At 66.4% G+C, this 23,373-nt stretch carries 24 protein-coding genes; 10 read left to right on the top strand and 14 right to left on the bottom strand.

All coding sequences use genetic code 11. From position 1 onward, the window contains the following. Nucleotides 1-93 precede the first annotated feature (93 nt). The gene (locus tag F9K20_RS01630; RefSeq protein ID WP_290997073.1) at nt 94-870 is read left to right on the top strand and encodes a DUF1223 domain-containing protein; all 777 of its coding nucleotides are present in this window, start codon (nt 94-96) and stop codon (nt 868-870) included. 26 nt (nt 871-896) lie between these two features. Here the strand turns inward: F9K20_RS01630 and F9K20_RS01625 are convergent, their stop codons facing one another. After that, complete coding sequence (locus F9K20_RS01625; protein ID WP_290997126.1) at nt 897-2,966, bottom strand: M3 family metallopeptidase; 2,070 nt, start codon at nt 2,964-2,966, stop codon at nt 897-899. A gap of 495 nt (nt 2,967-3,461) precedes the next feature. Here F9K20_RS01625 and F9K20_RS01620 point away from each other — a divergent pair, with 495 nt between their 5' ends. After that, nucleotides 3,462-3,854, top strand: coding sequence for a DUF2794 domain-containing protein (locus tag F9K20_RS01620; protein ID WP_290997072.1), 393 nt, complete (start codon nt 3,462-3,464; stop codon nt 3,852-3,854). Between the two features lie 234 nt (nt 3,855-4,088). Here F9K20_RS01620 and F9K20_RS01615 read toward each other — a convergent pair whose 3' ends face one another. From F9K20_RS01615 to F9K20_RS01605, 3 genes are all read right to left on the bottom strand, one after another. Further along, nucleotides 4,089-4,832 carry a Bax inhibitor-1/YccA family protein gene (locus F9K20_RS01615; RefSeq protein WP_290997071.1) on the bottom strand — a complete coding sequence of 248 codons (744 nt, stop codon included), beginning with the start codon at nt 4,830-4,832 and terminating at the stop codon, nt 4,089-4,091. A gap of 155 nt (nt 4,833-4,987) precedes the next feature. After that, nucleotides 4,988-7,564: an FtsX-like permease family protein gene (locus F9K20_RS01610; protein WP_290997070.1), complete on the bottom strand. Its 2,577-nt coding sequence runs from the start codon at nt 7,562-7,564 to the stop codon at nt 4,988-4,990. After that, nucleotides 7,561-8,253, bottom strand: coding sequence for an ABC transporter ATP-binding protein (locus F9K20_RS01605; RefSeq protein ID WP_290997069.1), 693 nt, complete (start codon nt 8,251-8,253; stop codon nt 7,561-7,563). The genes F9K20_RS01610 and F9K20_RS01605 overlap by 4 nt, the downstream gene beginning before the upstream one ends. Before the next feature lie 96 nt (nt 8,254-8,349). On the opposite strand from F9K20_RS01605, the gene F9K20_RS01600 reads away from it, so the two are divergent. Together F9K20_RS01600 and thpR are read left to right on the top strand one after the other, a co-directional pair. Then, nucleotides 8,350-9,060 (top strand): arylesterase, encoded by a 711-nt coding sequence (locus tag F9K20_RS01600; RefSeq protein WP_290997068.1) that lies wholly within the window; start codon nt 8,350-8,352, stop codon nt 9,058-9,060. A 172-nt stretch (nt 9,061-9,232) separates the two neighbouring features. After that, complete coding sequence (gene thpR, locus F9K20_RS01595; protein WP_290997067.1) at nt 9,233-9,811, top strand: RNA 2',3'-cyclic phosphodiesterase; 579 nt, start codon at nt 9,233-9,235, stop codon at nt 9,809-9,811. A gap of 192 nt (nt 9,812-10,003) precedes the next feature. Here the strand turns inward: thpR and F9K20_RS01590 are convergent, their stop codons facing one another. Together F9K20_RS01590 and F9K20_RS01585 are read right to left on the bottom strand one after the other, a co-directional pair. Continuing rightward, on the bottom strand, nt 10,004-10,684 hold the full coding sequence (locus F9K20_RS01590; RefSeq protein WP_290997125.1) for a DUF2865 domain-containing protein: 681 nt from the start codon (nt 10,682-10,684) through the stop codon (nt 10,004-10,006). A gap of 88 nt (nt 10,685-10,772) precedes the next feature. Continuing rightward, the gene (locus F9K20_RS01585) at nt 10,773-11,747 is read right to left on the bottom strand and encodes an NADPH:quinone oxidoreductase family protein (RefSeq protein ID WP_290997066.1); all 975 of its coding nucleotides are present in this window, start codon (nt 11,745-11,747) and stop codon (nt 10,773-10,775) included. 87 nt (nt 11,748-11,834) lie between these two features. Between F9K20_RS01585 and F9K20_RS01580 the strand changes: the two genes are divergently transcribed. Then, nucleotides 11,835-12,410: an RNA methyltransferase gene (locus tag F9K20_RS01580; protein ID WP_290997065.1), complete on the top strand. Its 576-nt coding sequence runs from the start codon at nt 11,835-11,837 to the stop codon at nt 12,408-12,410. Nucleotides 12,411-12,475: 65 nt separating this feature from the next. Then, entirely contained in the window at nt 12,476-12,976 is a 501-nt protein-coding gene (locus F9K20_RS01575; protein ID WP_290997064.1) for an invasion associated locus B family protein, read from the top strand. A gap of 56 nt (nt 12,977-13,032) precedes the next feature. Here the strand turns inward: F9K20_RS01575 and F9K20_RS01570 are convergent, their stop codons facing one another. From F9K20_RS01570 to F9K20_RS01560, 3 genes are all read right to left on the bottom strand, one after another. Beyond that, entirely contained in the window at nt 13,033-13,689 is a 657-nt protein-coding gene (locus F9K20_RS01570; protein WP_290997063.1) for a Smr/MutS family protein, read from the bottom strand. Further along, nucleotides 13,659-14,957 (bottom strand): MltA domain-containing protein, encoded by a 1,299-nt coding sequence (locus F9K20_RS01565; protein ID WP_290997062.1) that lies wholly within the window; start codon nt 14,955-14,957, stop codon nt 13,659-13,661. Before F9K20_RS01565 ends, F9K20_RS01570 begins: the two co-directional genes overlap by 31 nt. Before the next feature lie 142 nt (nt 14,958-15,099). Further along, on the bottom strand, nt 15,100-15,849 hold the full coding sequence (locus F9K20_RS01560; RefSeq protein ID WP_290997061.1) for a Tim44/TimA family putative adaptor protein: 750 nt from the start codon (nt 15,847-15,849) through the stop codon (nt 15,100-15,102). Nucleotides 15,850-16,109: 260 nt separating this feature from the next. On the opposite strand from F9K20_RS01560, the gene F9K20_RS01555 reads away from it, so the two are divergent. Both F9K20_RS01555 and secB read left to right on the top strand, forming a co-directional pair. After that, entirely contained in the window at nt 16,110-16,580 is a 471-nt protein-coding gene (locus F9K20_RS01555; RefSeq protein ID WP_290997060.1) for an FxsA family protein, read from the top strand. Between the two features lie 286 nt (nt 16,581-16,866). Beyond that, entirely contained in the window at nt 16,867-17,379 is a 513-nt protein-coding gene (gene secB / locus F9K20_RS01550) for a protein-export chaperone SecB (protein ID WP_290997059.1), read from the top strand. A gap of 247 nt (nt 17,380-17,626) precedes the next feature. Here the strand turns inward: secB and dnaQ are convergent, their stop codons facing one another. Genes dnaQ through F9K20_RS01525 form a run of 5 tightly spaced genes read right to left on the bottom strand, consistent with a single transcriptional unit; the run spans nt 17,627 to nt 21,284 of the window. Continuing rightward, nucleotides 17,627-18,346, bottom strand: a complete 720-nt coding sequence (gene dnaQ, locus F9K20_RS01545) for a DNA polymerase III subunit epsilon (protein WP_290997058.1) — start codon at nt 18,344-18,346, stop codon at nt 17,627-17,629. A 32-nt stretch (nt 18,347-18,378) separates the two neighbouring features. After that, entirely contained in the window at nt 18,379-18,996 is a 618-nt protein-coding gene (coaE, locus tag F9K20_RS01540; protein WP_290997057.1) for a dephospho-CoA kinase, read from the bottom strand. After that, nucleotides 18,990-19,826: a shikimate dehydrogenase gene (locus tag F9K20_RS01535; RefSeq protein WP_290997056.1), complete on the bottom strand. Its 837-nt coding sequence runs from the start codon at nt 19,824-19,826 to the stop codon at nt 18,990-18,992. Before F9K20_RS01535 ends, coaE begins: the two co-directional genes overlap by 7 nt. After that, nucleotides 19,823-20,443 (bottom strand): Maf family protein, encoded by a 621-nt coding sequence (locus tag F9K20_RS01530; RefSeq protein WP_290997055.1) that lies wholly within the window; start codon nt 20,441-20,443, stop codon nt 19,823-19,825. The genes F9K20_RS01535 and F9K20_RS01530 overlap by 4 nt, the downstream gene beginning before the upstream one ends. Next, nucleotides 20,427-21,284 (bottom strand): pyruvate, water dikinase regulatory protein, encoded by an 858-nt coding sequence (locus F9K20_RS01525; protein ID WP_290997054.1) that lies wholly within the window; start codon nt 21,282-21,284, stop codon nt 20,427-20,429. Before F9K20_RS01525 ends, F9K20_RS01530 begins: the two co-directional genes overlap by 17 nt. 436 nt (nt 21,285-21,720) lie before the next feature. On the opposite strand from F9K20_RS01525, the gene hemE reads away from it, so the two are divergent. Both hemE and hemJ read left to right on the top strand, forming a co-directional pair. Beyond that, a complete protein-coding gene (hemE, locus tag F9K20_RS01520; RefSeq protein WP_290997053.1) occupies nt 21,721-22,797 on the top strand; it encodes a uroporphyrinogen decarboxylase in 1,077 nt (358 codons plus the stop codon). A 3-nt stretch (nt 22,798-22,800) separates the two neighbouring features. After that, nucleotides 22,801-23,331 (top strand): protoporphyrinogen oxidase HemJ, encoded by a 531-nt coding sequence (hemJ, locus tag F9K20_RS01515; RefSeq protein WP_290997052.1) that lies wholly within the window; start codon nt 22,801-22,803, stop codon nt 23,329-23,331. The last annotated feature ends 42 nt before the right edge of the window (nt 23,332-23,373 follow it).

Here is a 23,373-nt window from a genome sequence, read left to right as displayed (position 1 = left end):
GGCCTTCCCCGGGCTACCCGCGAAAACACTCTTTCGTGAGTTCTGTTGTAGCGTTACACCCCCCTCCCTAGTCTTATGGAGCGGCTTCTTTCGGTGTATTTTGCGCGCATGCGGCTGGCCCCCTTCGTTGCCCTCACCCTGGCTCTTTTCCTCCCGGCCTCCGGCGCGCTGACGCAGGACGCCCCGGGCATCAACCCGTCGTTCGGGCCGCCCAAGGACGTGCTCGAGCTGTTTACCAGCCAGGGCTGCGACACCTGCCCGCCGGCCGACCAGGTGCTCGCTAAGTTCGCCGACCGGCCGAACATTATCGCCATCACCCTCCCCGTCGATATCTGGGACTATCTCGGCTGGAAGGACACCCTCGCCTCGGACAAGAACTCGGAGCGCCAGCGAGCCTACGCCAAGGCGCGCGGCGATGGCGCCATCTACACGCCGCAGGTGGTCGTCAACGGCATGATCGGTGTCAACGGCTCCGACCCCGCCGCCATCGAGGAGGCGATCAAGGTCAGCAACATCGCCCTCGCCGGGGCGCGCGTGCCGATCCGCTTCTGGCACGAGCGCAACTCGATCAAGATCGAAGCCGGCGATGCGCCTCCGGGGCGTACGTATAAAGAGGCCACGATCTGGTTCGCAGTGGTGCAGAAGCGCACCGAGGTGCCCATCGAGCGCGGCGACAACAAGGGCAGAACGCTCGCCTACACCAACATCGTACGCGAGATGCTGCCCGTCGGCTCCTGGAACGGCAAGGCGCTGAGCCTGCAGCTCACCCGCACCGCCGTCATGCGCCCCGAGACCGAGGCCGCCATCATCCTTTTGCAGGAGGGCAAGGCCGGCCCCATCATCGGCGCCGCCTGGACCGGGCTGTGGTAGCCTCTGAACTCACGGCTTGTTCAGTGTCAACCTGCAAGTCCGCGCTTCTTCAGGAGGCCTTTGATCTCCGGCGGGCGGCCGCGGAAGGCGACGTAGGCCTCCAAGGGATCGCGCGCGTTGCCGACCGAGTAGATGTGCTTGTGCAGCTTCTTCGCCGTCGCCGCATGGAACGCATCGCCCGCCTCCTCGAAGGCAGCGAACGCGTCGGCATCCATCACCTCCGACCACAGGTAGCTATAGTAGCCGGCCGCGTAGCCGCCCATGATGTGCAGGAAGTGCGGGATGCGGTGGCGCATGACGATCTCGCTCGGCATGCCGAGACGCGAAAGCGTGTCGCGCTCGAAGGCGCCGACGTCGATGGCGCCTTCCTCCTCGCGCGCGTGCAGCTCCATGTCGACGAACGCAGACGCCAGGTACTCGATGGTCGCAAAGCCCTGGTTGAAGTTGCGCGCCTTCTTGATGCGGGAGACGAGCTTGGCCGGCATCGGCTTGCCCGTCTCGTGATGCACGGCGAACCGCTCCAGCGTCTCCGGCACCATCAGCCAGTGCTCGTAGAGCTGCGAGGGCAGCTCGACGAAGTCGCGCGTCACCGACGTGCCCGAGATCGACGGATAGGTCACGTCCGATAAGAGCCCGTGCAGGCCGTGCCCGAATTCGTGGAAGAGTGTGCGCGCGTCATCGAGCGATAGCAGGCTCGGGGCGCCCTCCTCGCCCTTCGAAAAGTTCATCACGTTGACGATGATCGGGGAAATCTCGCCCGCCACCTTCGACTGCGAGCGGTACGCCGACATCCACGCGCCCGAGCGCTTCGAGGGACGCGCGAAGTAATCGCCGAGGAACAGGCCGACGTGCTTGCCGCGCTTGTCGGTCACCTTCCACACGCGGACGTCCTCGTGATAGCGCGGCGCGTCGGGGAGCTCCTTGAACTTGAGCCCGAACAGCCGGCTCGCCGTCTCGAATGCGGCGGCGATGACGTTGTCGAGCGTCAAGTACGGGCGCGTCGAGGCCTCGTCGACATCATAGAGCGCCTTGCGCTCCTTTTCCGCATAGTAGCGCCAGTCCCACGGGGCGATGGCGAAGTTGCCACCCTCGGCACGCGCGCGGGCCTGCAGCGCCTCGCGCTCGTCCGCGGCGCGCTTCACCGCCGGCTCCCACACGGCCGAGAGCAGATCGCGCACGCTTCCCGGCGTCTTGGCCATGGTCTCTTCGAGACTGTAGGCGGCGTAGCTCTTGAAGCCGAGCAGAGCGGCGAACTCGGCGCGCAGGGCGATGATCTCGGCGCTGATGGCGCGGTTGTCCGTTTCCTCGCCCATCTCGCCGCGTTTGATCCAGGCGTTGAACGCCTCTTCGCGCAGATCGCGGCGCGCCGAGAACTGCAGGAACGGCTCTATCGAGGAGCGCGACAGCGTGATCACATACTTGCCGGCAAGGCCCATGTCGGCAGCGGCACGCGCCGCCGATTCGCGCAGCGCGTCCGGCAGGCCGTCGAGATCGCTTTCCTCCAGCACCATGCGCCAGGACTGCTCGTCCTTCAGCACGTTCTGCGAGAACTGCGTGGCGAGGCTCGCCAGCCGCTGGTTGATCTCGGCGACGCGCGCCTTCTCTTTGGCATTGAGCTTGGCGCCGGCGCGAATGAGCCATTTGTAGCGCAGCTCCAGCACGCGCCGCTGCTCGTTGGTCAAGTCGAGCGCATCGCGGCGCGCATAGAGATCCTCGACGCGCTTGAAGATCTTGCCGTTGAGCATGATCGCCGTCTCGTGCGCGGCCATCTTCGGCGCCATGTCGCGCTCGATGGCCTGCAGCGCCTCGTTAGTGTGCGCGCCGGAGAGGTTGTAGAAGACGGAAGCAACCTTTTCGAGCAGCCGGCCGCTCTTCTCCAGCGCGCCGATGGTGTTGGCGAACGTCGGCCTCGCCTTCTCGCCGGCGATGCGCGCGATCTCCGCCTTGTGCTCCTTCAGCGCGACGGCAAACGCCGACTTGAAGTGCCTGGGCTCGATCCTCTTGAACGGCGGCAGGCCAAAGGGAGCGCTCCAGCGCGCCAGCAGCGGGTTGGCGGGCTTTTTGCGCGCCGGCGCTTGCGAGCGTGCCTTGGCGATCCGGGCTGAAGCCCTCTTGCCCGCCGCAGTCTTTGCCTTTGCTTTGTCGGCTATCCTCGTCACGTCGCTCGCTCCCTGCCGCCCGTCGTCGGTGCGGTCTGCAAGGTAGACATCGGCGCGCTTGCGTCCAATGCGACATGGCAAAAAAAATTGGGCCGGTGGGGACCGGCCCGTCTCAACTTGGGGGGAGAAAGTACTACGGGAAGTGTGCCTTAAAACCCGGTCCTCGAAGCTGCCCGGGGGGCTGGGGGGCTGAGAGTCCGAGCTGCTTCGCCGGACCGGGTCTAGAGGCAACGGTGGTCACTCTCGCAGTCGTTTGGGGCGGATGATTGTCGAGGGCTGGCCGCGAATTTGACGATGTCGGGGAATTTCCGTGCTCCCCTGCGCCGATTGCGCACACCTGATGCATATGCCCGTGATGAGTGCTCGACGCGTGAGGCTTGAAATCGGCTGCGAGCGGCGCGATCATGACGATATCGCGACAGGGAGGCGCCGTTGAGCGAATCCGAACCGATAATTTTCAGCCCGCCCCGAGCGGGCGGCTTTCGCGGTCCTCACGCCGCCTCGAGCCAGGCCTCAGACGCTCTGCGCTGCATCACCTTCACCCGCCAGGAGCTGACCGCCATTCTCGCCGTCTATGGCCGCAAGGTCGCTGCCGGTGAATGGCGCGACTACGCCATCGACATCGAGCGCGATCGCGCCGTGTTCTCGATCTTTCGCCGCTCCAGCGAGATCCCGCTGTTCCGCATCGAGAAGGCGCCGAAGCTGGCGCGCAAGCAGGGCGCCTACAGCGTCGTGGCGCCGGCCGGGCTCGTCTTGAAGCGCGGCCACGATCTGATGCGCGTTCTGACCGTGCTTGAAGGCCGCCCGCGCCTCGTCACCGCGTAGCTAGCTGTGATTGTCATCCCGGAAGCCGAGCGTCCGCATGGACGCGGAGGCTATCCGGGACCCAGCGTCAAGCGCGTCGAAGACGCAAAATCATCGTCGCCTTCGGCGGCTTTCATGCTGGGTCCCGGCTCGGCGCTCGCATCCGCTCGCTTGGCCGGGATGACAGTTCGGTGCGCCCAAAAAGCAAAGGGCCCCGGAAAACCGGGGCCCTCGCCTTGGCAGTGCCGGTTCGGCTTACTCGCGGTTGCCGAACAAGTTGAGCAGCATCATGAACATGTTGATGAAGTCGAGATAGAGGCTCAGGGCGCCCATGATGGCGCTCTTGGCCGCCAGCTCGGCATTGCCGGCCACCATCAGGTAGCCGTCCTTGATGCGTTGCGTGTCGTAGGCGGTGAGGCCGGCGAACACCAGCACGCCGATTACCGACACGGCGAACTGCAGGCCGCTCGACTGCAGGAACAGGTTGACGAGCGAAGCCAGGATGATGCCGATGAGGCCCATGAACAGGAACGAGCCCCAGCCGGAGATGTCACGCTTGGTCGTGTAGCCCCATAGGCTGAGGGCACCGAACGTCGCCGCGGTGATGAAGAAGATCTGCGTGATCGACTGGCCGGTGAAGACGAGGAAGATCGACGACAGCGACACGCCCATCACGGCTGCAAACAGCCAGAACGCTAGCTGCGCGGCGCCGACGCTCATCCGCTCGGCGCTGAAGGACATGTAGAGCACGAAGCCGAGCGGGGCGAGCATGACGACCCACTTCAGCGGCGAATTGTACAGCATCTGGCCGAACGGCGTGAGCTGGCCGTCGGCAACGGCGAACGACCAGGTCAGATAGGCCGCGATGCCCGTCAGGGCCACGCCGGCGGCCATGTAGTTGTAGACGCCGAGCATGTAGGAGCGCAGGCCCTCGTCTACCGCGGCCGTCGTGCGGGCCGGGTAACCGGACTGTGCGTACCTGGGGTCGAGCTGAGCCATTGTTTTTCCCTAAGATCCCTTTGTTTCGGCGATAGGCGCCAAATCACGCTTGGAATATGCTCTGCCCACGGGTCGCTTTCAAGGCGCACCCGCGGGCAGTCGCCGTCCTGACGAAGAATTTATCCCGCCTGAAAGGCTACCAATTAATCAATGGCTTACTCGGAGCGCAGGTAAGGCACGGCCGGCGCCCGCAATACCGCCCAGGTGCCGGCGCTGCCGAACAGGAACACCAGTCCCATCGACAAGGCGAGGGCAAGCGCCACCGCGGCCGCAGAGAAGGCGAAGGCGATGTGCATGAGCTGGGTGACGACTATCGACGCCGCGAGCGTGCCCAGCGCCACGGCGAACAGCGCCGTCACCGCCGACAGCAGCAGGTATTCGAGGAAGTGGGAGGCGAGGATCCGCCGGCGCGTCGCTCCCAGTGTCTTGAGGATTACCGCCTCGAGGATGCGCCGCCGCTGCGCCGTGGCCAGCGCGCCGGCCAGCACCAGCGCGCCGGCGAGAAGGGTCACGCTGCCGGCGGCGCGCACCGCCGTCATCACCTTAGCGAATACCGAGTTGAACATCGCCAGCACGTCCTTGACGCGGATGGCGGTGATCGAGGGGTACGCTTTGCTCAGCTCGCGCATCGCGTCCCCTTCGGCTGCGAGCGGCGTGGTGTGCGGCAGCGAGATCGTAACCAGCAGGTTATGGGGTGCCCCGGCCAGCGTGTTGGGCGAGAACAACATCACGAAGTTGATGGCGAGGCTCTCCCACTTCACCTCGCGCAGGTTGGCGATGGTTGCCGTCACGTTGCGCCCCAGCACGTTGACGGTGACCTTGTCGCCGAGTTTCAGACCCAGTTTGCCGGCGAGATCGGCTTCGAACGACACGAGCGGCTCGCCGTCGTACTCCTTCGGCCACCACGCGCCGGCGACGACGCGCGAGCCGCGCGGCACCTCGTCGGAATACGACAGGCCGCGGTCGCCGCTCAGCACCCACTGCGCTTCGGGCGGCGCCTTGACCTCCTCCACCGGCACGTCGTTGAGGCGCACTAGCCGTCCGCGCAGCATGGGTGCGGCGTCCAGCACGCTGCCGGGCACACGGACTGCGATCATCTCGCGCATCGCCGCGTATTCCTCCTTCGGCACGTCGAGCACGAAATAGTCGGGCGAGCTCGTCGGCAGGCGCTCTTGCAGCTCGCGCACCAGCGAGGCATCCGCCAGCGCCACGGCGACGAGCAGCGAAAGCCCTGCCCCAAGCGACAGCACCACCGAGCGCGTCAGGCCGCCGGGCGCACCGAGGTTGCCGAGCGCCAGCGACAGCTCCGGCAGACGCGGCCGCGGCGTGCGTCGCGCCATCCACGTCACTGCCCAGCCGAGCGCGTAGAACACCGCGAAGACGACGATGAGCCCGGCCGAGAAGTAGATGGCGATGCTTCTTGAATCCGACGTCAGCATGGCAAAGGCGATGAGCGCCGCGGCGATGCCGACCGTCGTCAGAATCACCCATGCGCGCGGCAGCGCGCGCTCGTGTGCCACCTCGTCGCGAAACAGCATCGAGGCGCTGACGCGCTCGACCCGCCCCAGCGGCCACAGCGTGAACAGCAGCGCCACGCCGAAGCCGTAGACGAGCGCCGTTACGATGCTCAGCGGCGTTACCGTCATCTCGGCCGCGATCGGCAGCATGTCGCCGAACAACGCATCGAGCACGAACGGCGCCAGCGTGCCGAGGATGAGGCCAATGACGACACCCATGGCCGCCACCGCCAGCACCTCGGCGAGGAAAATGCCGAGCACCATGCGGCTCGTGCCGCCGATGCTCTTCATGGTGGCGATGACCTTGCGCCGCTTGTCGATGAACGTCGCCACAGCGTTGGCGATGCCGACGCCGCCGACGAGCAGCGCCGTCAAGCCGATAAGGGTCAAGAACTGGCGCAGCCGTTCCAGCGAGCGGCTCACCTGCGGCGAGGGATCGCGCCGGTCGGCGATGGTGAAGCCGGCCTCGGGCAGCTCCGCCTCGATCCTCTGCCGCAGCGACATGAGCTCGTCCTCTCGCGCCGGCGCCTCGCCCGTCTTCACCGCGTAGCGCCAGCGCACCAGCGTGCCAGGCTTGATCAGCTCCGATCTGTCGAGCGTCGCTTGCGAAATAAGCACGCGCGGGCCGTAGGTCAGGCGGTCGGTGATGCCGTCGGGCTCCGACTTCAACGCGCCGGCGACCTTCACCTGCGCCGCGCCGAGCCCGATGTCGTCGCCGATTTTCAGCTTCAATCGCTCGAGCAGCGCCGGATCGACGACGGCGCCGGCGCGGAGCGACTCCTGCAGCGGCTTGCCGCCTTCCACCTCCACCTTGCCGACCAGAGGATAGGCGGCGTCCACTGCCTTCAATTCGGCTAACGCCTGGTCGGCGCCGTCGGGGCGCCGCGCCATGGTGCGCATGGTCGCGCTCTCGCTCACCCGCCCGAATGCGTCGATCGTGGCGCGCTCTTCGCCCTCGGCGCGTACGTGCGTGCGCGCCAGCGTCGCGTCGCCGCCGAGAATCTCCTCGCCCTGGCGCTCGAAGCCGGCGCGCAGCGCATCCGACACGGCACCGACACCGGTGATCACCATCACGCCCAGCGCCACGCAGGCGATGAAGATGCGAAAGCCTGCGAGGCCGGAGCGCAACTCGCGCGCGGCGATACCGATGAGGAGGGGCAGTCGCCGCCGTTCGCCGATGCGCGGTGCCGGGTTGAGCGCGTCCGTCGCGGTCACGAGACGAGGGCCTCCGTTTCGCTTTCGATGCGCCCGTCGGCCATGCGGATGGTGCGGTCGCACGCTGCCGCCAAGCGCTCGTCGTGCGTGACGAGGATCAGCGTCGCCTCGCGCCGCCGCTGCAGGCCGAACAACAGATCGATCACGTGCCCGCCGGTCTTGCGATCGAGATTTCCCGTCGGCTCATCGGCGAGAATGAGCTTCGGCCGCCGGCTCAGCGCCCGCGCGATGGCGACGCGCTGCTGCTCGCCGCCGGAAAGCTGCGCCGGAAAATGATCCGTGCGATGGCCGAGGCCGACCTCCTGCAGCAATTCGCGCGCCGTCGCCTGCGCATCGGGAACCCCGCCGAACTCCAAGGGCAGCGCCACGTTCTCCAGCGCCGTCATGGTCGGCACGAGATGGAACGACTGGAACACGATGCCGATCTCGGCGCCGCGCATCAGCGCCAGCTCGTCCTCGCTCATCCCCGCAAGGTCGTGACCGGCGACCTGCACCTTGCCGCTCGTCGCCCGCTCGAGCCCCGCCGTCACCATCAGCAGCGACGTCTTGCCAGAGCCGGACGGTCCCACCACCGCCAGCGATTGGCCCTCGCGCGCGTCGAGGTCGACGTCGCGCAGGATGCTCACAGGCCCCGCGCGGCTGGTCAGCGTAAGGCGCACGTCCTTCAAAACGACAATCGGCTTCTTCACGATCTCATCTGCTCGTGGCTGTTGGCGAAGGACACTTGTCTCAACTTGACGGCGCCTTTACGTCATAAGGGCCGTTGCTACTCTGGCGAGTGAAACATGAAGCCGATGCCGATAAGACGCAACGTATTGGCCCTGGGACAGGTGGTGTCCACAACGGTGCTCGTCAACATGCTGGCGGGCATTCTGCTTTTCGCCTCTGCCACATTTTCGAGCGGCGAGACGGGCAAACCGATTCGCATCGTCGCTTTCGGCGACAGCCTTGCGTCCGGCTACGGCCTGCGCCAGAGCCAGGCGTTCCCCGCGCAGCTGCAGAAAGCGCTGAAAGAGCGCGGCCACAATGTCGTCGTCAGCAACGCCGGCGTCGCCGGCGACACGACGGCCGCCGGCCTTGCGCGCCTCGATTGGTCGATCGACGGCGACGTCGATGCCGTCATCCTCGAATTCGGCGCCAATGACGCGCTGCGCGGCATAAGCCCGGAAGTGACGCGCGAAAACCTGCAGAAGATCGTACTCAAGTTGCGCCAGCGGCGCATTCCCGTGCTGCTCGCCGGCATGCGCTCGCCGGCCAACTGGGGCGATACCTACGCGGAGGATTTCGACTCCATCTTCCCGGCTCTCGCCAAGGAGCATGAGCTGGTGTTCTATCCCTTCTTTCTCGAAGGCGTCGTTCTCAACGCCAAGCTCAATCAGAACGACGGCATGCACCCGAACTCCAAGGGCGTCGCCGAGATCGTGCGCCAGATCATCCCCTCCGTCGAGGAGCTGATCGCCAGGGCCACGGCGCGGCGCGCCGCCGGAAAGAGCTGAAAGGCACTAGTGTGATGATCGAGAAATTCGCCGTCATCAGTGGCAAGATATCGAGCGAATTTCTCGATCATCACACTAGGAAACCTATGGTTCTAGTGTCCCTCTTGCTTCCGAAGCTCGCCCCCCAACCCAGCGACGAGCTCAGGCGAGCTTCGGAAGCGGGACACTAGCCATGCCGCGCCTGTTCACGGGCATCGAAATTCCTGCTGAGCAGCGCGAGGAGATCGCGCGGCTGAAGGTGCCGCTGCCCGGGGGCGGCCGCTGGCTGGAGCCGGACGACCTGCACCTGACGCTGCGCTTCGTCGGCGACGTCGACAACGCGCAGGCGACCGAATTCGCCGACCGGCTGGAGACGATCGACGTCGACGCTTTCGAATTGCGCCTCGCGGGCCTCGGCGTCTTCGGCGGCAACGAGCCGCGCTCGATCTGGGCCGGCACCGAAGCTTCCGCGCCGCTCGAAGCGTTGGCGCGCGCCAACGACCGCGCCGCGCGTGCCGCCGGCCTGCCGCCCGAGGGTCGGCAGTTCAAGCCGCACGTCACGCTCGCCCGCCTCAAGTACGCGAGCGCCGACGAGGTAGCGCGCGTGCTGCAGCGCATCGGCGCCTTTCGCTCCAAGCCGTTCATCGTGTCGCGCTTCGTGCTGTTCTCGTCCAAGCCGAAGAGCGGCGGCGGGCCGTACGTCATCGAGGAAGCGTTCAACCTGCGCGGCGGCGAATACGCGGGCGACCTCGACCTCGACTACGGCTGGTAGCCTCGCGCTCTGTCATCCCGACCAACGAAGCGAAGCGACCGCAGAGCCGGGACCCAGGAGAGATTTGCCGAAGGCTCCGTAACTATGGCGTCTTCGACGCTTTTGGCGCTGGGTCCCCGGTCTCGCTCGCGTCCCTGCGAAGCATGGCTTCGCCATGATGCTCGCTTCGCCCGGGATGGCAGATCGGTGCTGTTAGTATCGCCGCACGCCGCCGTCCCACGGCGTCTGCTGCGGGGCGCCGCCCTCGCGCATCAGGTAGGCCTCGATCTCGCCGCCATCGCCCCGCGGCCCGGCGTAGCGCTGATCGCGATCACTGCCCATCTCGGCGAGCGCGCGCGCCTCGTCCTTGTAGCCCTGATGCCGTGCCGCCGCCTCCGCCGACCACGGCGCCGGCTTACAGGTGCAGCCCGCAACCAGCGTCTTGCGGTAGAGGAACGCGTTCGGCATCTGCGCGTACGGGCGCCCGCCCATATCGACCATAGTCTCCACGCCACCACCGTTTAGCGGGTAGTAGTAGAGCTGCGCCTCGCCGTCGCAGCGCGCCGTGCACGTGCGCGCATCCTGGTAGAGGCGCTCGCGCCCGACGTTGTCGCTGATGGGGAAATAGAACCCATCGCAGGTGCGCACGCACAGCGTCCGGTAGCGCGCATAGTCCTGCGGCCAGCCGTAGTCGGAAAAGCCGCGCCCGTACTCGAAGCGCTGGCCGCCATAGCCGAAGTGAAATGTCGGCGGCTCCATGCGCCGCTCTACGGGTTGTGACCTGCCCCAGCCCAACAGCCGCGAGAAGAACCCTTCGGCGACAGCCGGCTGATAGACCGCCATCAGCGCCGCGACGGCGCCGAGCAGAAGCAAGGCAAAGCGGGAAGCACGCATCGCCACACGGACGCTCCGCAACAGGACCGGAGCGCAGCATCGCGCCAACATGGCAAATTTTCTCTGAACGACAGTCCGATTTCGCGAATTACAGCGTCAGCACGACCTTGCCGACCGCCTCGCGCCTATCGATCACGGCCAGCGCGTCGCGGATCTTCTCCAGAGGATAGGTGCCGTGGATGCGCGGGGCGAGCCGCCCCTGCGCCACCCAGTCGAGCACCTGGCGCATGTTGGCGCGATTGGCGCCCGGATCGCGCTTCACCGCCTCGTCCCAGAACACACCGACGGCGTCGCAGCCCTTCAAGAGCAAGAGGTTCAGCGGAATCTTTGGGATGTCGCCGGAAGCAAAGCCGACGACCAGGAAGCGCCCCTGCCAGGCCATGGCACGCAGCGCGGCTTCCGAGGAATCGCCGCCGACGCAGTCGTAGACGACGTCGACGCCGCGTCCCCCGGTTAGCGCCCGCAGGCCATCCTTCAAGTCGGCGCTGGCGTAGTTGACGGCCTCGTCCGCACCATGTGCGCGGGTGACAGCAAGCTTATCCGCGGACGAAGCGACGGCGATGACACGCGCGCCCATCAGCTTGGCGATCTCCACCGCGGCGAGGCCCGCCCCTCCCGCGGCGCCGAGCACTGCTACGGTTTCGCCGGCTTTCAGCCGCGCACGGTCCTTGAGCCCGTGGATGGCTGTGCCGTAGGTCACGGAAATACCGGCGGCGACAGCATCGCTGACGCTGTCAGGGATCGCCACCACCGCGTCGGCCTTGGCGACGACCTTTTCGCGCGCCCCGCCCCAGCCCACGTAGGCGGCGACGCGATCACCCACCTTGACGCCGGTGACGTCGGGCCCCAGCGCCGCGACGACGCCTGCCACCTCGGCCGCAGGCGAGAACGGCAGCTCCGGTCTCGCCTGATACTTGCCACGCGTGATCAGCGTGTCGAAGAAGTTGAGCGCCGCCGCCTTCACGGCGATCAGCACCTCGCCCGGGCCGGGGTGCGGCTCGGCAATGTCCTCGACGATAAGCCCTGCCGGCCCGTCGAGGCTCTTGCAAAGCGCCGCTTTCATGTAAAACCTCCCGCCGGCAGAGTAATTTGCTGCCCTTCCACCACGCCCTGCCGCGCACCGCAAGCCGCTGCGCTCGAGTGCTCAAGCATGACCGACCGACCCGCCGCCAACTGGCCCCCCACGCCCCGTGGCTATTTCGCCATCGGCGCCGAGCGCATGTCGAAATCCTTGAACCTCGGCAACCTGATGCGCTCGGCGCACGGCTTCGGGGCGAGCTTCACCTTCACCGTCGGCGCCACCTACCGGGCGCTCGAGGCCTTCGCCGACACCTCTAAGAGCCAGCTCCACGTGCCGCACTACAACTGGGCCACCATCGAGGACATGGCGCTGCCCCACGGCTGCAAGCTCGTCGGCATCGAACTCCTTGACAACGCTATCGATCTGCCGAGCTTCCGGCATCCATTGCGGGCCGCCTACGTGCTCGGCCCGGAGCAGGGCTCGCTGTCGGAAAGGCTGCTCGCCCGCTGTGATTATGTGGTGCGCATCCCGACCAGCTTTTGTGTCAACGTCGCCATGGCCGGCGCCATCGTCATGTACGACCGCACGCGGTCGCTGGCCCGCTTCGCCGACCGCCCGATGCGCGAAGGCGGCCCGGAAGCTTCCGGCCAAAGCCGCGTCCGGCAGCAGCCGAGAACCGGGGGTAAGACCGGCCGGGAAGGGTGACAGGGGCCCGCAAGGGTGCATATGCTGACCTAAAATCGCGCTTCGATCCTGGGGAGGGGACCCTCATGCGCACAACCTTGGCGTCAGCCACCGTGGCCCTCGCACTCGCTGGCGGGGCCGCGGCTCAAACCGTCGACCTCGTCGAGAAGCAAGGCGCCTGGAGCCTCTACGCGGACACGGCAACGCCGAAGGCGGTCTGCTTCATCGCCGCGCAGCCACAGGCGGTGGAGCCGCTAGGAGCCAACCGTGGGCCGATCTTCTTCTACATCTCGGCCTGGCCTAAGGATGGCGTGAAGACGGAGCCGAGCGTCAAGGTCGGCTATCCGATCAAGGCGGATGCCGACATGTCGGTCACCGTCGGCACCGACACCTTCAAGCTGTTCGTCAAAGGCGAGCGCGGATTCGTCTCTGATCCGCAAGAGGAGCTGAAGCTCGTCGAGGCCATGAAGAAGGGGTCGAACGCCTTCGTCAAAGCCACCTCGGCGCGAGGCACGGCGACGACCGACACCTACTCGCTCTCGGGCCTCAGCGCCGCCCTCGACAAGCTCGCCGCCGCCTGCCCGTAGCTGCGCGGGATGTCAACGACCTCTCCCATGGGGAGAGGTTACCGAGGCGCCCGGCGTCAACTGCGCTCTGGAGAGCCGCGCTTGCGCAGGTGCACATAGAGAGCGCCCTCCCCGCCGTGGCGGATGGCGGCGGTGGTGAAGCCGATGACGATGGGCGCGAGGCCGGGCTCGGCGAGCCAGCGCGGCACGTTGCGCCGCAGGATGCCGCGCTCCGACCCTTCATGCTCCAGCTTCTCGTCGTATGCTGAGCGAGCCGGCGCGCCCTTGCCGGTGATCACCAGCACCCAACGCCTGCCGTCGGCATAGGCGCGCTGCAGGAACCGGCGTAGCGCGGCGTGCGCCTCGCTCTGGCGCATGCCGTGCAGATCAATGCGTGCTTCGATGTCGATGCGCCCGGAACTGAGCTTGCGCGCCTTGCGCCGCGCCAGCGCGATGGGCGATGGCGCCGGTGGCGCGGGCTGGGCCTTAGCCGGCGGCGTCGGGGCCGCGCCCGTGGGCTTCTTTAGCGCGACCGCCTTGGCCGCTTCGTGCTTGGCGTGTCTGGGTGCAGGCTCGCCGTCCTCGAGCGCCGTGTGCACGCGCTGCTTCTTGCCCTTGATCGGTTCGATGCTGCGCGCCGTGTGCTCCCACAGCTCGCGCTCCTCCGGCGACAGCCGCGCACCCCGCTTGCCCGGCGGGTGCTTCAGGGAGCGGCCTTCACGATCGTTTCCCATGGCAGGCGCTCGCCGAACCTAATTCCCTGCCCGGCGGTCTGCGTGACGGCGGGTAGCAGCACGTAGAAATTGCCCGCGTGCCTGGTCGTGCCCGCCAGCTTACCGGCTTTGACGCCCGAGCCGAAGTAGATGTCGCCGCGCTCCGGTCCCTTGATCGCCGAGCCTACGTCCTGCGCCACCATCAAACGATTAAAACCGCCACGCTTTGCGGCATGTGCAAGCTCCGGCACGCTCAGATAAATCGGCGTGCCCAGCGTGTGATAGCCGGTATCGACGGCGAGGCTGCGCCCCGGCGTCAGCGCCACCTGCATGGCGCCCATCGGGCCATCGCTGTCGTCGAGCTCGCGAAAGAAGATGAACGATTGGTTCTGCCACATCACCTTCTGGCCGCGCTCCTTGTCGGCGCGCAGCCACTTGCCCAGAGCCTGCATCGACATCTTGCCCGCATCCACCAAGCCCTGATCGATCAGGTAGCGGCCGATCGAGGAATAGGGATGACCGTTCTTGCCATCGTAGTTGATGCGCACCGTCGTCCCGTCGGTGAGGTGGATGCGCCCCGACCCCTGAATGTGCATGAAAAACACCTCGACCGGATCCTCGAGGTACAATAGCTCCAGGCTCTGACCGGTGAGCGCGCCTTGCTCGATCTCCGCCCGCGTCGGGAACGGCGCGACGCCGGCGGCCGTCTGGCGCACGTGGGTGAGGCCGGTGGGCATCGAGGCGCGGTCCGCCTCGGCGACGACGTTCACGAGGTCGGGCGGGCGCCGGTAGACCGGCGTCTGGAACTTGCCCTGCGCCGTGCGCGAGCCTTCGAGCACCGGCTCGTAGTAACCGGTCAGCAGTCCCTGACCTTTCGCATGCGCAATCCGATGCGGCACGAACTGATTTTCAAAGAAGGCTTTGGCCGACGCCTTGGTCGGTGCCTTCAGGTTTTGCGCGGCGCGGCAGGCGGCGGCCAGCTCCCCGCTCGGCACCTTGCACTGCGCGGGGGCGCCGCTCGCGGGCTTGGCGGCCGCCTTGATGGTCGCTTCGCACGACTTGAGGAACGTCTTGAAGGCTGCCAGGTGCTCGTCCGCCTCCCAGCTTGGCAGATCGCCGAACGTCACGCGCTCCAGCTTGGCCTCGGGCGGCTTGGCGGGCGCCAGTTTCGTCCCCGGGGTCTGCGGCGTTGCGTCTTTGCTCATCGCTGGCTGAGGTATGGTGGACTGCGGGGGTAGCTTGCTGGCGGGCTCGGCGTAGCTTCCTCCGGCGACAACGAAGACGGCCACGGCCGACGCCGTCGCCCTCCATCTCACAGCAGCCAAGGCGCGTGCATCTGCCATGGTCGCGTGCGACTTCCCCCTTGATCCCAGCGCCGCCGTGCGCGCGGCCAATGCGTCTCCCGGTACGCGCCTCCGCGCGCGCTGCAACTCAGGCCGGCGACTGCGTGGCGATGAGGCGCCAGTTCGGATTGGCGCGCGCCTTCGCCGTCGAGACGTCGCGGCTGAACGTCCAGATGTCGGTGACTTCCTTGATGCGCTGCGGATCGCCGCCGATGATGGCGCCCGCCTTGTCGCGCGTCGCCGAGATGAGCTGGCTGACGAAGCGGACGGTGATCGAGGCGATGCCGCTCTTCACCTCCGACTCCATGATGTCGGCCTTGTCGATACCGACGAAGCTCTGGTCGACCTGCTCGCCGCGGCTCTCACGATCGGAAATGGCGCGCGTGAAGCCGTCGTAGACGTCGCGGCTCAAGAGATCCTTCAACAGCTTGCGGTTGCCCTCGGCGAAGGCCGTGACAATCATCTCATAGGCCTGCTTGGCGCCGCGGATGAACACGTCGGGATCGAACGCCGGATCGAGCCGGGCGATGTCGATAAGGCCGGTGCGCGCCGCCGCCTCGACGCTCGGGTAGGTCTTGATGCGCTCCTCGGCGTCTGCCTGCGTCACTTCGGCAGCCGGGGTAGCGGCGACCGCGTCGCGCTCGCGCCGCGGCATGGCGACGACATTGTCGCTCGCCGAGGCCGGTGCGCCGCCTTGCCGGGCAGCCCGCTCGGCCCGGTAGCGCTCGACGCGCGCTTCCTCGTCACCCGTGCGGCGTCCGAGAACGCTTCTCAGCTTCAAGACCACGATGACCGCGACAATGAGCGAGATGAGGGTGAAGAGATCAATCTTCTCCATGGACGGCTGCCTTCCTGGCAATCAACAGCGTGACTGGATACGACAGCAATATATATGATCGCGTCTTGAGCCGGGCCCAAGTCCAGGGAGAGCAAAGGGCCTCTGATCCGATCCGCCATCAAGGGGTTAAGATGGTCGCTCCCTGCAAGGTAAGGCACAAAAGCGGCGATGCCAACCCGATTGCGCGCAAGCGCCCGTTTTGCGCCCAGGATGGTGCGGGCATGCTCAACAACCTGCTAGCGCGAGATGAATAGTCGCCAATGATGTCGCCCCTGCATCTCGTCCCGCTGCTCCTCTTCCTCGCCTTCCCGCTGCTCGAGATCGCGGTGCTGATCGAGGTGGGGCAATGGATCGGCTTCTGGCCGACGCTGGGGCTGCTCGTGTTGGCCGCCGCAGTCGGAATGCTGGTCATTCGCCAGCAGGGACTTTCCATGCTCCGGCACATGTTCGACACCATGAGCCGCGGCGGACTGGCGATCACGGCGATGGTCGACAGCTATGCCGTGATTGTAGCCGGCTGCCTGCTCATCGTGCCAGGCTTCCTCACCGATGCGCTGGGACTTGCCCTGCTCGTACCGCCGCTGCGCCGCTGGCTCGTCGGTGCCGTGCTCCCAGGCCTTGCCGCGCCTCGCCCTGATCGCGCGAGGCCAGAGCAGCCGGCGCGCCCGCGCAAGCAGCCGATCGTCATCGAGGGTACCTACCAGCGCCTCGACGACGATACGAAGCGCTAGGGCCCCACCTGTCATCCCGGGCAGCCGCGAGGCGCGAGCCGAGCGGAGACCCGGGATCCAGCGAAAGAACGCGCGCAGCTCCTTGGAAGTTTGCGGTGTCTCCGACACTCTCAATGCTGGGTCCCGGATAGCCTCCGCTTCGCCTCGGCTTCCGGGATGACAGCAATATTCGCAGCGCGCGAAGGACCAGCCGGTGAGGGGACGGAGATAAGCGACGTTGTCCCAGCGCGGGCCGCGTGTTAGCTAGCCGCCACGAGCGCACAACCTCCGAAATGGACGACTTTCAATGGCAGGCACCACCCACGGCAACGGCAACGGCAAGCCCGACGAGACGGCGCAGACCTCGCTGCCACCCGTACAGGTGAAGGTCGTCGCGCAGTACATCAAGGATCTGTCGTTCGAGAATCCGAACATCGAGAAGCTCATCAAGGAGCCGGGCGACCAGCCCAACCTGCAGCTATCGATCAATGTCGGGGCCAAGTCCATCGGCCCGTCGCTGTACGAGAGCTCGATCGACTTCAACGCGCAGGCGACCAACAAGCACGGCGAGATCTACCAGCTCGAGCTGGTTTATGCCGGACTGTTCAAGATCGAGAACATACCCGACAAGGCGCTCGAGCCGTTCCTCCTCGTCAATTGCCCATCGATCCTTTTCCCGTTTGTGCGCCGCATCGCCGCCGACCTGACGCGCGAAGGCGGCTTCCCGCCGCTGCTGCTCGATCCGTTCGATTTTGCCTCGCTCTACCTGCGCCGCCAGCAAGAGATGCGCGCCAAGGCCGAGGCCACCCCGAAGAATTGAGCTGTGCTGCCGCGCTCGGACCAAAGCAATTTTCAAGCGATACCCTCTAGCTTGTCATCCTCGGGCCATGCCGGAGTCATGCTTTCAGCATGACCCCGAGGACCCAGCCCACAGCAATTTCAGGTGTCGATGTGTTCGCTCTCCGACCAGGGTCGGGGCAAGCGGAGCATTGGGTCCTCGGCATAAACCCGAGGATGACACTTGAGCGGCCCGTGTGCGACCAGTCTTTGCGATTGAGCAGAGGCGCTCACGCCTCGGAGGCGGGGGCGAGGAAGCGGCGCCAGATCGCCTTGTCGCCCAGGCTGTCGATGAACGCGGCGTGCGCGGCTTCCATTTCTGCCGACAGCCGGGGCGGCAGCGGCGCGGGGCGCTGCGCGGCGTTGCCCCTATTGAGCGGCGCCAGCTCGGCGCCGAGCGGGCCCGCTCCGTCCATGGCGAGCTCGACGAAAGCCGCCTGACGGGCGCCGAGAAGCTCGATGTAGACCTCGGCGAGCAGCAGCGAATCCACCAGCGCGCCGTGCTTGGTGCGCTTGGTATTGTCGATGCCATAGCGCTTGCACAGCGCGTCGAGACTGTTGGGGCCCGCCGGGTGCCGGCGCCGGGCCAGCTGCAGCGTGCACGTTACGCGGTCCATGGTGATGGATCCGAGCGACAGCCTTCCCAGCTCGAAATTCAGGAAGCCGATGTCGAACGCCGCGTTGTGGATGACCAGAGCGTCCTCGGCGATGAACGCGAGGAATTCCGGCGCCACCTCCGAGAACACCGGTTTGTCCTTGAGGAAGTCGCTCGACAGCCCGTGCACAGCCACGGCCTCGGCCGGCACGTCGCGCTCGGGGTTGATGAAGCAGTGGAACTCGCGCCCGGATGGAATGCGGTTGACGAGCTCGATACAGCCGATCTCGATCAGCCGATCGCCGCCTTGCGGGTTGAGCCCGGTCGTCTCGGTATCGAGAATGATCTCGCGCATTGCCGTTGCACGCCGCGATTCGTCAATTGTGGTCAAGCCCAGTGATGCGCGTAGGCCTGCCCGGACCAGCTGCACAGATCGGCGATTATCTTGTCGAGTTGGGCTCGGGTCGCCTCGACAGGGCCGCTCGTATCCACAACGAAGTCGGCGCGCTCGCACTTCTCCACGTCGGGCATCTGCCGGCCCAACAGCTGGGAGAGTTTCTGTTCCGACAGCGCTGGTCGCTTCAACAGCCGCTCACGTTGAACCTCGGGCGGTGCCGTGAGGACAATGATGGCGTCCACGAGCTTGTCGGCGCCCGCCTCGAAAAGCAGCGGAATCTCCAGCACGGCGACGGGCGTGCCGCGCTTGGCCTCGGCGCGCAGGAACGACCGCTCGGCCTCGCGCACCATGGGATGCACTATTCCCTCAAGCTCGCGCAGCCGCTGCGGATAAGCGACCAGCGCTGCGCTCAACTTGGCGCGGTCGACGCCTTCACTCGTCGTCGTTCCCGGAAAGGCGCGCTCGATCCGCTCCACCGCCTTTCCACCGGCATAAAGGCGATGCACCTCGGCGTCGGCGTCGAACACCGGCAGGCCGCGCGCACGCAAGTGCGCCGCGGCTGTGGACTTGCCCATTCCGATCGAGCCCGTCAGCCCAACGATCAGCATGAGCGCTCCTCTATGTCGGCGACCAGAGTTGCGCGCAACTTGTCGGTCACCTGTGGACGCACGCCGAACCACTTCTCGAAACCGGGCACCGCTTGATAGAGCAGCATCCCCAACCCATCCACAGTGCGCAGCCCATGCGCCCGTGCCTGCGCCAGCAGCTCCGTCTCCAGAGGCACATAGACGATGTCGCAGACGACGCAGTCTTGATTGAACCCCGTGAAATCCATGCAGAGCGTGCCGGCGCCCTTGAGCCCCGCCGCCGTGGTGTTGACCAGCACGCAGGCTTCCCGCGCGCCCTCGCTGCGGTTCGTCCAGTCGAACACCTTCACGCGCGGGCCGAACTGCTCGGCAATTGCCGCCGCGCGCGCGCGGGTACGATTGAAAAGGCGAACTTCGTCGATGCCGGCGTCGAGAAATCCGTACACGATAGCACGCGCCGCGCCACCGGCACCGAGTACGCACGCGGGGCCATCGTGAGCCCGCCAATCGGGCACCGTGTGGCTGAGATTGGTCATGAACCCGTAGGTATCGGTATTGGCGGCATACAGCCGGTCGCCTTCCAGCCACAGGGTATTGGCCGCTTGCACGACGCGCGCGGATTCCTCCGCTTCCTCGGCAATCGCGTACGCCATCTCCTTGTGCGGCACCGTCACGTTGCAGCCAACAAAGCCCCGCGAGGAAAGCGAGCGCAGAAAGGCTGCGACCTCCTCGGGCCGCACCGCCTCCTTGGTATAGGTTCCGTCGATGCCGTACTCGCGCAGCCAATAGCCGTGGATGATCGGCGAGCGCGAGTGCTCGATCGGCCAGCCGATGACGCAGGCGCGCTTCATGTCGCGATGATCCCCCGTGTGCGCAGCTCGCCGAGCACGGCAAGCAGCGGCAAACCCAGAATGGTGAAATAATCGCCCTCAATGCGCTCGAACAGCTGCACGCCGAGCCCTTCCAGCTCGTAGGCGCCGACCGACTGGCCGACGCGATCGCCGGCGCGCGTCAGGTAATCGTCGAGGAATGCATCTGAGAAATCCCGCATCGTCAGCCGTGCGGTGGCGACGTGCACCCACGTGACGCTGCCATTTTCGGCGAAAGCAACGGCCGAATGCAGCTCGTGCGTGAGCCCGCGCAGGCGGCGCAGCGTCGCGCGTGCGGCCTCGACGCTCGGTGCCTTGCTGAGAAGCTCATCACCCAGCGCCAGCACCTGGTCGGCGCCCATGACCAAAGGCTCGCGCCGCTTGGCGCTCACGTCCTCGGCCTTGGCCGCCGCCAGCACTTCGGCGATGCGCTTCGGCGCGATGCTCGCGTCGTCCTTCATCAGGCGCGCGCGGATCGCCAGCTCGTCGACGTCCGCCGCCTGTACCGTGAAGTGCACGCCGGCAGCAGCGAGCATCTCGCGCCGTGCGCGGCTGCCCGAGGCCAGCACGATCTGCTGCGCGCTAGCCGTCGTTGGCATCCTGTACCTCTTCCATCCCCACCTCGCGGTCGTGCAGCAGCTTCAATATCTGCGCTGCCGATTCCTCCACCGAGCGCCGCGTCACGTCGATCACCGGCCAGCGGTTCTGGGCGCAGATCTTGCGCGAGTAGGCGATCTCGGCGGCGATGCGGTCGCGGTCGACGTAATCGCCGAGGTTGCGGTCGGCGAGCATCATCGCCCGGTGGCGACGCACCTCGGCGATCCGATCCGGGCTGGCGATGAGGCAAACGACGAACGCCTTGTGCGGCTGGGTCAGTTTCTCGGGCAGCGGGATCGACGGCACTAGCGGCACGTTGGCAGTCTTGTACCCGCGCTGCGCGAGATAAATGCTGGTCGGCGTCTTCGAGGTACGCGAGATACCGAGCACGATGATGTCGGCGTCGTTGAGGTCCTCTGGCAGGTGACCGTCGTCGTGCGCCATGGTGAAGTTCAAGGCGTCGATGCGGCGGAAGTAGTCGGCGTCGAGCACGTGCTGGCCGGCCACGGTCGGAGTGCGCGGCGCGCCCAGATAGCCTTCCAGCACCTGCATGATCGGCTGCAGCACTGCAAGGCAGGGAATCTTCAGCTCGGCACAGCGGCGCTCGAGCTCCTCGGAAAGCTCGCGGTTGGTGATCGTGTACAGCACGATGCCCGGCGTCTGCTCGATCTCCTGCAGCACACGCTTCAACTGCCGCGGGGTGCGCACCAGGGGATGCACGTGCTCTATCGGGCGCACCAGCGCGTACTGAACCGAGGCCGCCTTGGCGATCGTCGTCAGCGTCTCGCCGGTCGAGTCCGACACGAGATGCAGGTGGAAGAAACTCGGCAGGCCGGTCGACATGACCCTAGCTGATCCAGCGGTATGGCTTGTTGAAAACGCGCCCGGTTATCCAGAAGGCCGATGCAACATGGCGCGCCATTGCGCGCGCCCCGTCACCTCGTCCACGAAGCTGCCCACAGCGGGCGCCTCTGGCATCGCCCTCTCCTGTAACCGCCTCTCCTTGAGGATTGGTACTTTCTCGGACGCTAGTCCAGCGCCTCTCAACAGCCGAAGCCTTCAGGTTGCAGCCGCACACCTGCCGCTAGAACCTTGATCGTCTACGGCTTCGCCGCCGCTAGTGGTCCCTGGCCCGCCTCCAACACCAGATAGGACGCTGCGCCGCTGCCCCTGTGCGTGCCCTAAGGATTAGGCTAGGACAACGCGCTAATCCTCAGAACCCCCGTGGGTAAGAAAAGAAAAAACAAGAGTCTAAGATTCTAGATTGGTTTAAGTGCAGATGCGTTCCCCCACACAGCCCTCCCCCCTGGCCGGCACCAAGCAGAGGCTCATCAGCGTGCTGCAAGGCGAGGCGCTGTGGCCACCGCCAGTGTGGCTGATGCGGCAGGCTGGCCGCTATCTGCCCGAATACCGCGAGGTGCGCGCCTCGGTGAGCGGCTTCCTCGAGCTGTGCTACACGCCGGCGCTTGCCGCCGAGGTCACGCTGCAGCCCATCCGCCGCTACGGCTTCGACGCAGCGATCCTGTTCTCCGACATCCTCGTCATCCCTGACGCGCTCGGCCAACGGGTGCGCTTCCTCGAGGGCGAGGGCCCGCGCCTCGATCCGATTGGCTCGGAGAGCGAACTCGCCCGCCTCGATCTCGCCGCCACCGACGAGAAGTTTTCCCGCGTCTACGAGACGGTTCAGCGCCTGCGCCAGGACCTGCCGCGCGAGACCGCGCTCATCGGCTTCTGCGGCGCACCGTGGACGGTCGCCACCTACATGGTCGGCGGCGAGGGCTCGTCGGACCAGGCGGCGGCGCGTTCTCTCGCTTACCGGGACCCGCAGACGTTTGCCCGCCTCATCGACATCGTCACCGCAGCCTCGATCGACTACCTCGACGGCCAGGTGCGCGCCGGCGCCGACGCGCTGCAGATCTTCGACAGTTGGGCCGGCAATCTTCCCGACGGGGAATTCGCCAATTGGGTGGTGGCGCCGACCCGTAGAATCGTCGCAGAGCTGCAGCGTCGCCACCCGCAGACGCCGATCATTGGCTTTCCGCGCGGGGCGGGCGCCAATGCCGAAAGCTACGTCAGGGCAACGGAGGTCGAGGGGCTGGGATGCGATACGGCGACGCCATTGCGGCAGATGCGGGCGCTGGCCGATCAGACCGGTGTTGCCGTGCAGGGCAACCTCGATCCGCTGCTGCTCGCCGCTGGCGGCCCCCAGCTCGATGCCCGCGTGCGTGGGACCCTCGCGGCGATGCGAGGCGCGCCGTTCATCTTCAACCTCGGCCACGGCATCGTCCCCCACACCCCGCCTGAGCACGTCGCCCGCCTGGTCGAGCTCGTCCGCTCGACGACCACCGGTGCTTGAGCCATGACGGATCTGTCCCACGGCGCAGGCGCGCCAGCGATACGGGCGGCTATTGCACTTGCGGTGATGGTCGCGATGCTTATGGCGGCCTCGGCTCTGTTCGGCGAGGGCGCGTATTTGTGGGTGAAGGCGGCGCACATCATCGCCCTCATCGCTTGGATGGCGGGCATGCTCTACCTGCCGCGGCTATTCATCTACCACTGTGACGCGCCGCCCGGCTCGGCTCAGTCGGAGACCTTCAAGGTCATGGAGCGGCGGCTGCTGACCGTCATCATCAACCCGGCGATGGTGCTGACCTGGGTGCTCGGACTTTGGCTGGCGTGGCAGGGCGGGTTCTTCACGGCGGGGTGGTTCCACGCCAAGCTCGCTCTCGTGATCGCCCTGTCGGGGGTGCACGGGTTCTTCTCGGCTGCGGTGCGTAAGTTTGCCGCCGATGCCAACACGACGAGCCAGCGCGCTTGGCGGATGTGGAACGAGGTCCCCACCGTGCTGCTGGTCGGAATCGTTCTTCTCGTTGTGCTCAAGCCGTTCTGAGCAAAATCTTGTCGCGCCCGCTTTTCTCTTGCTTTTCCATCT

This window comes from Hyphomicrobium sp. (assembly GCF_009026145.1).
Lineage (GTDB): Bacteria > Pseudomonadota > Alphaproteobacteria > Rhizobiales > Hyphomicrobiaceae > Hyphomicrobium_A.
This window is presented reverse-complemented; position numbering and strand designations above follow the sequence as displayed.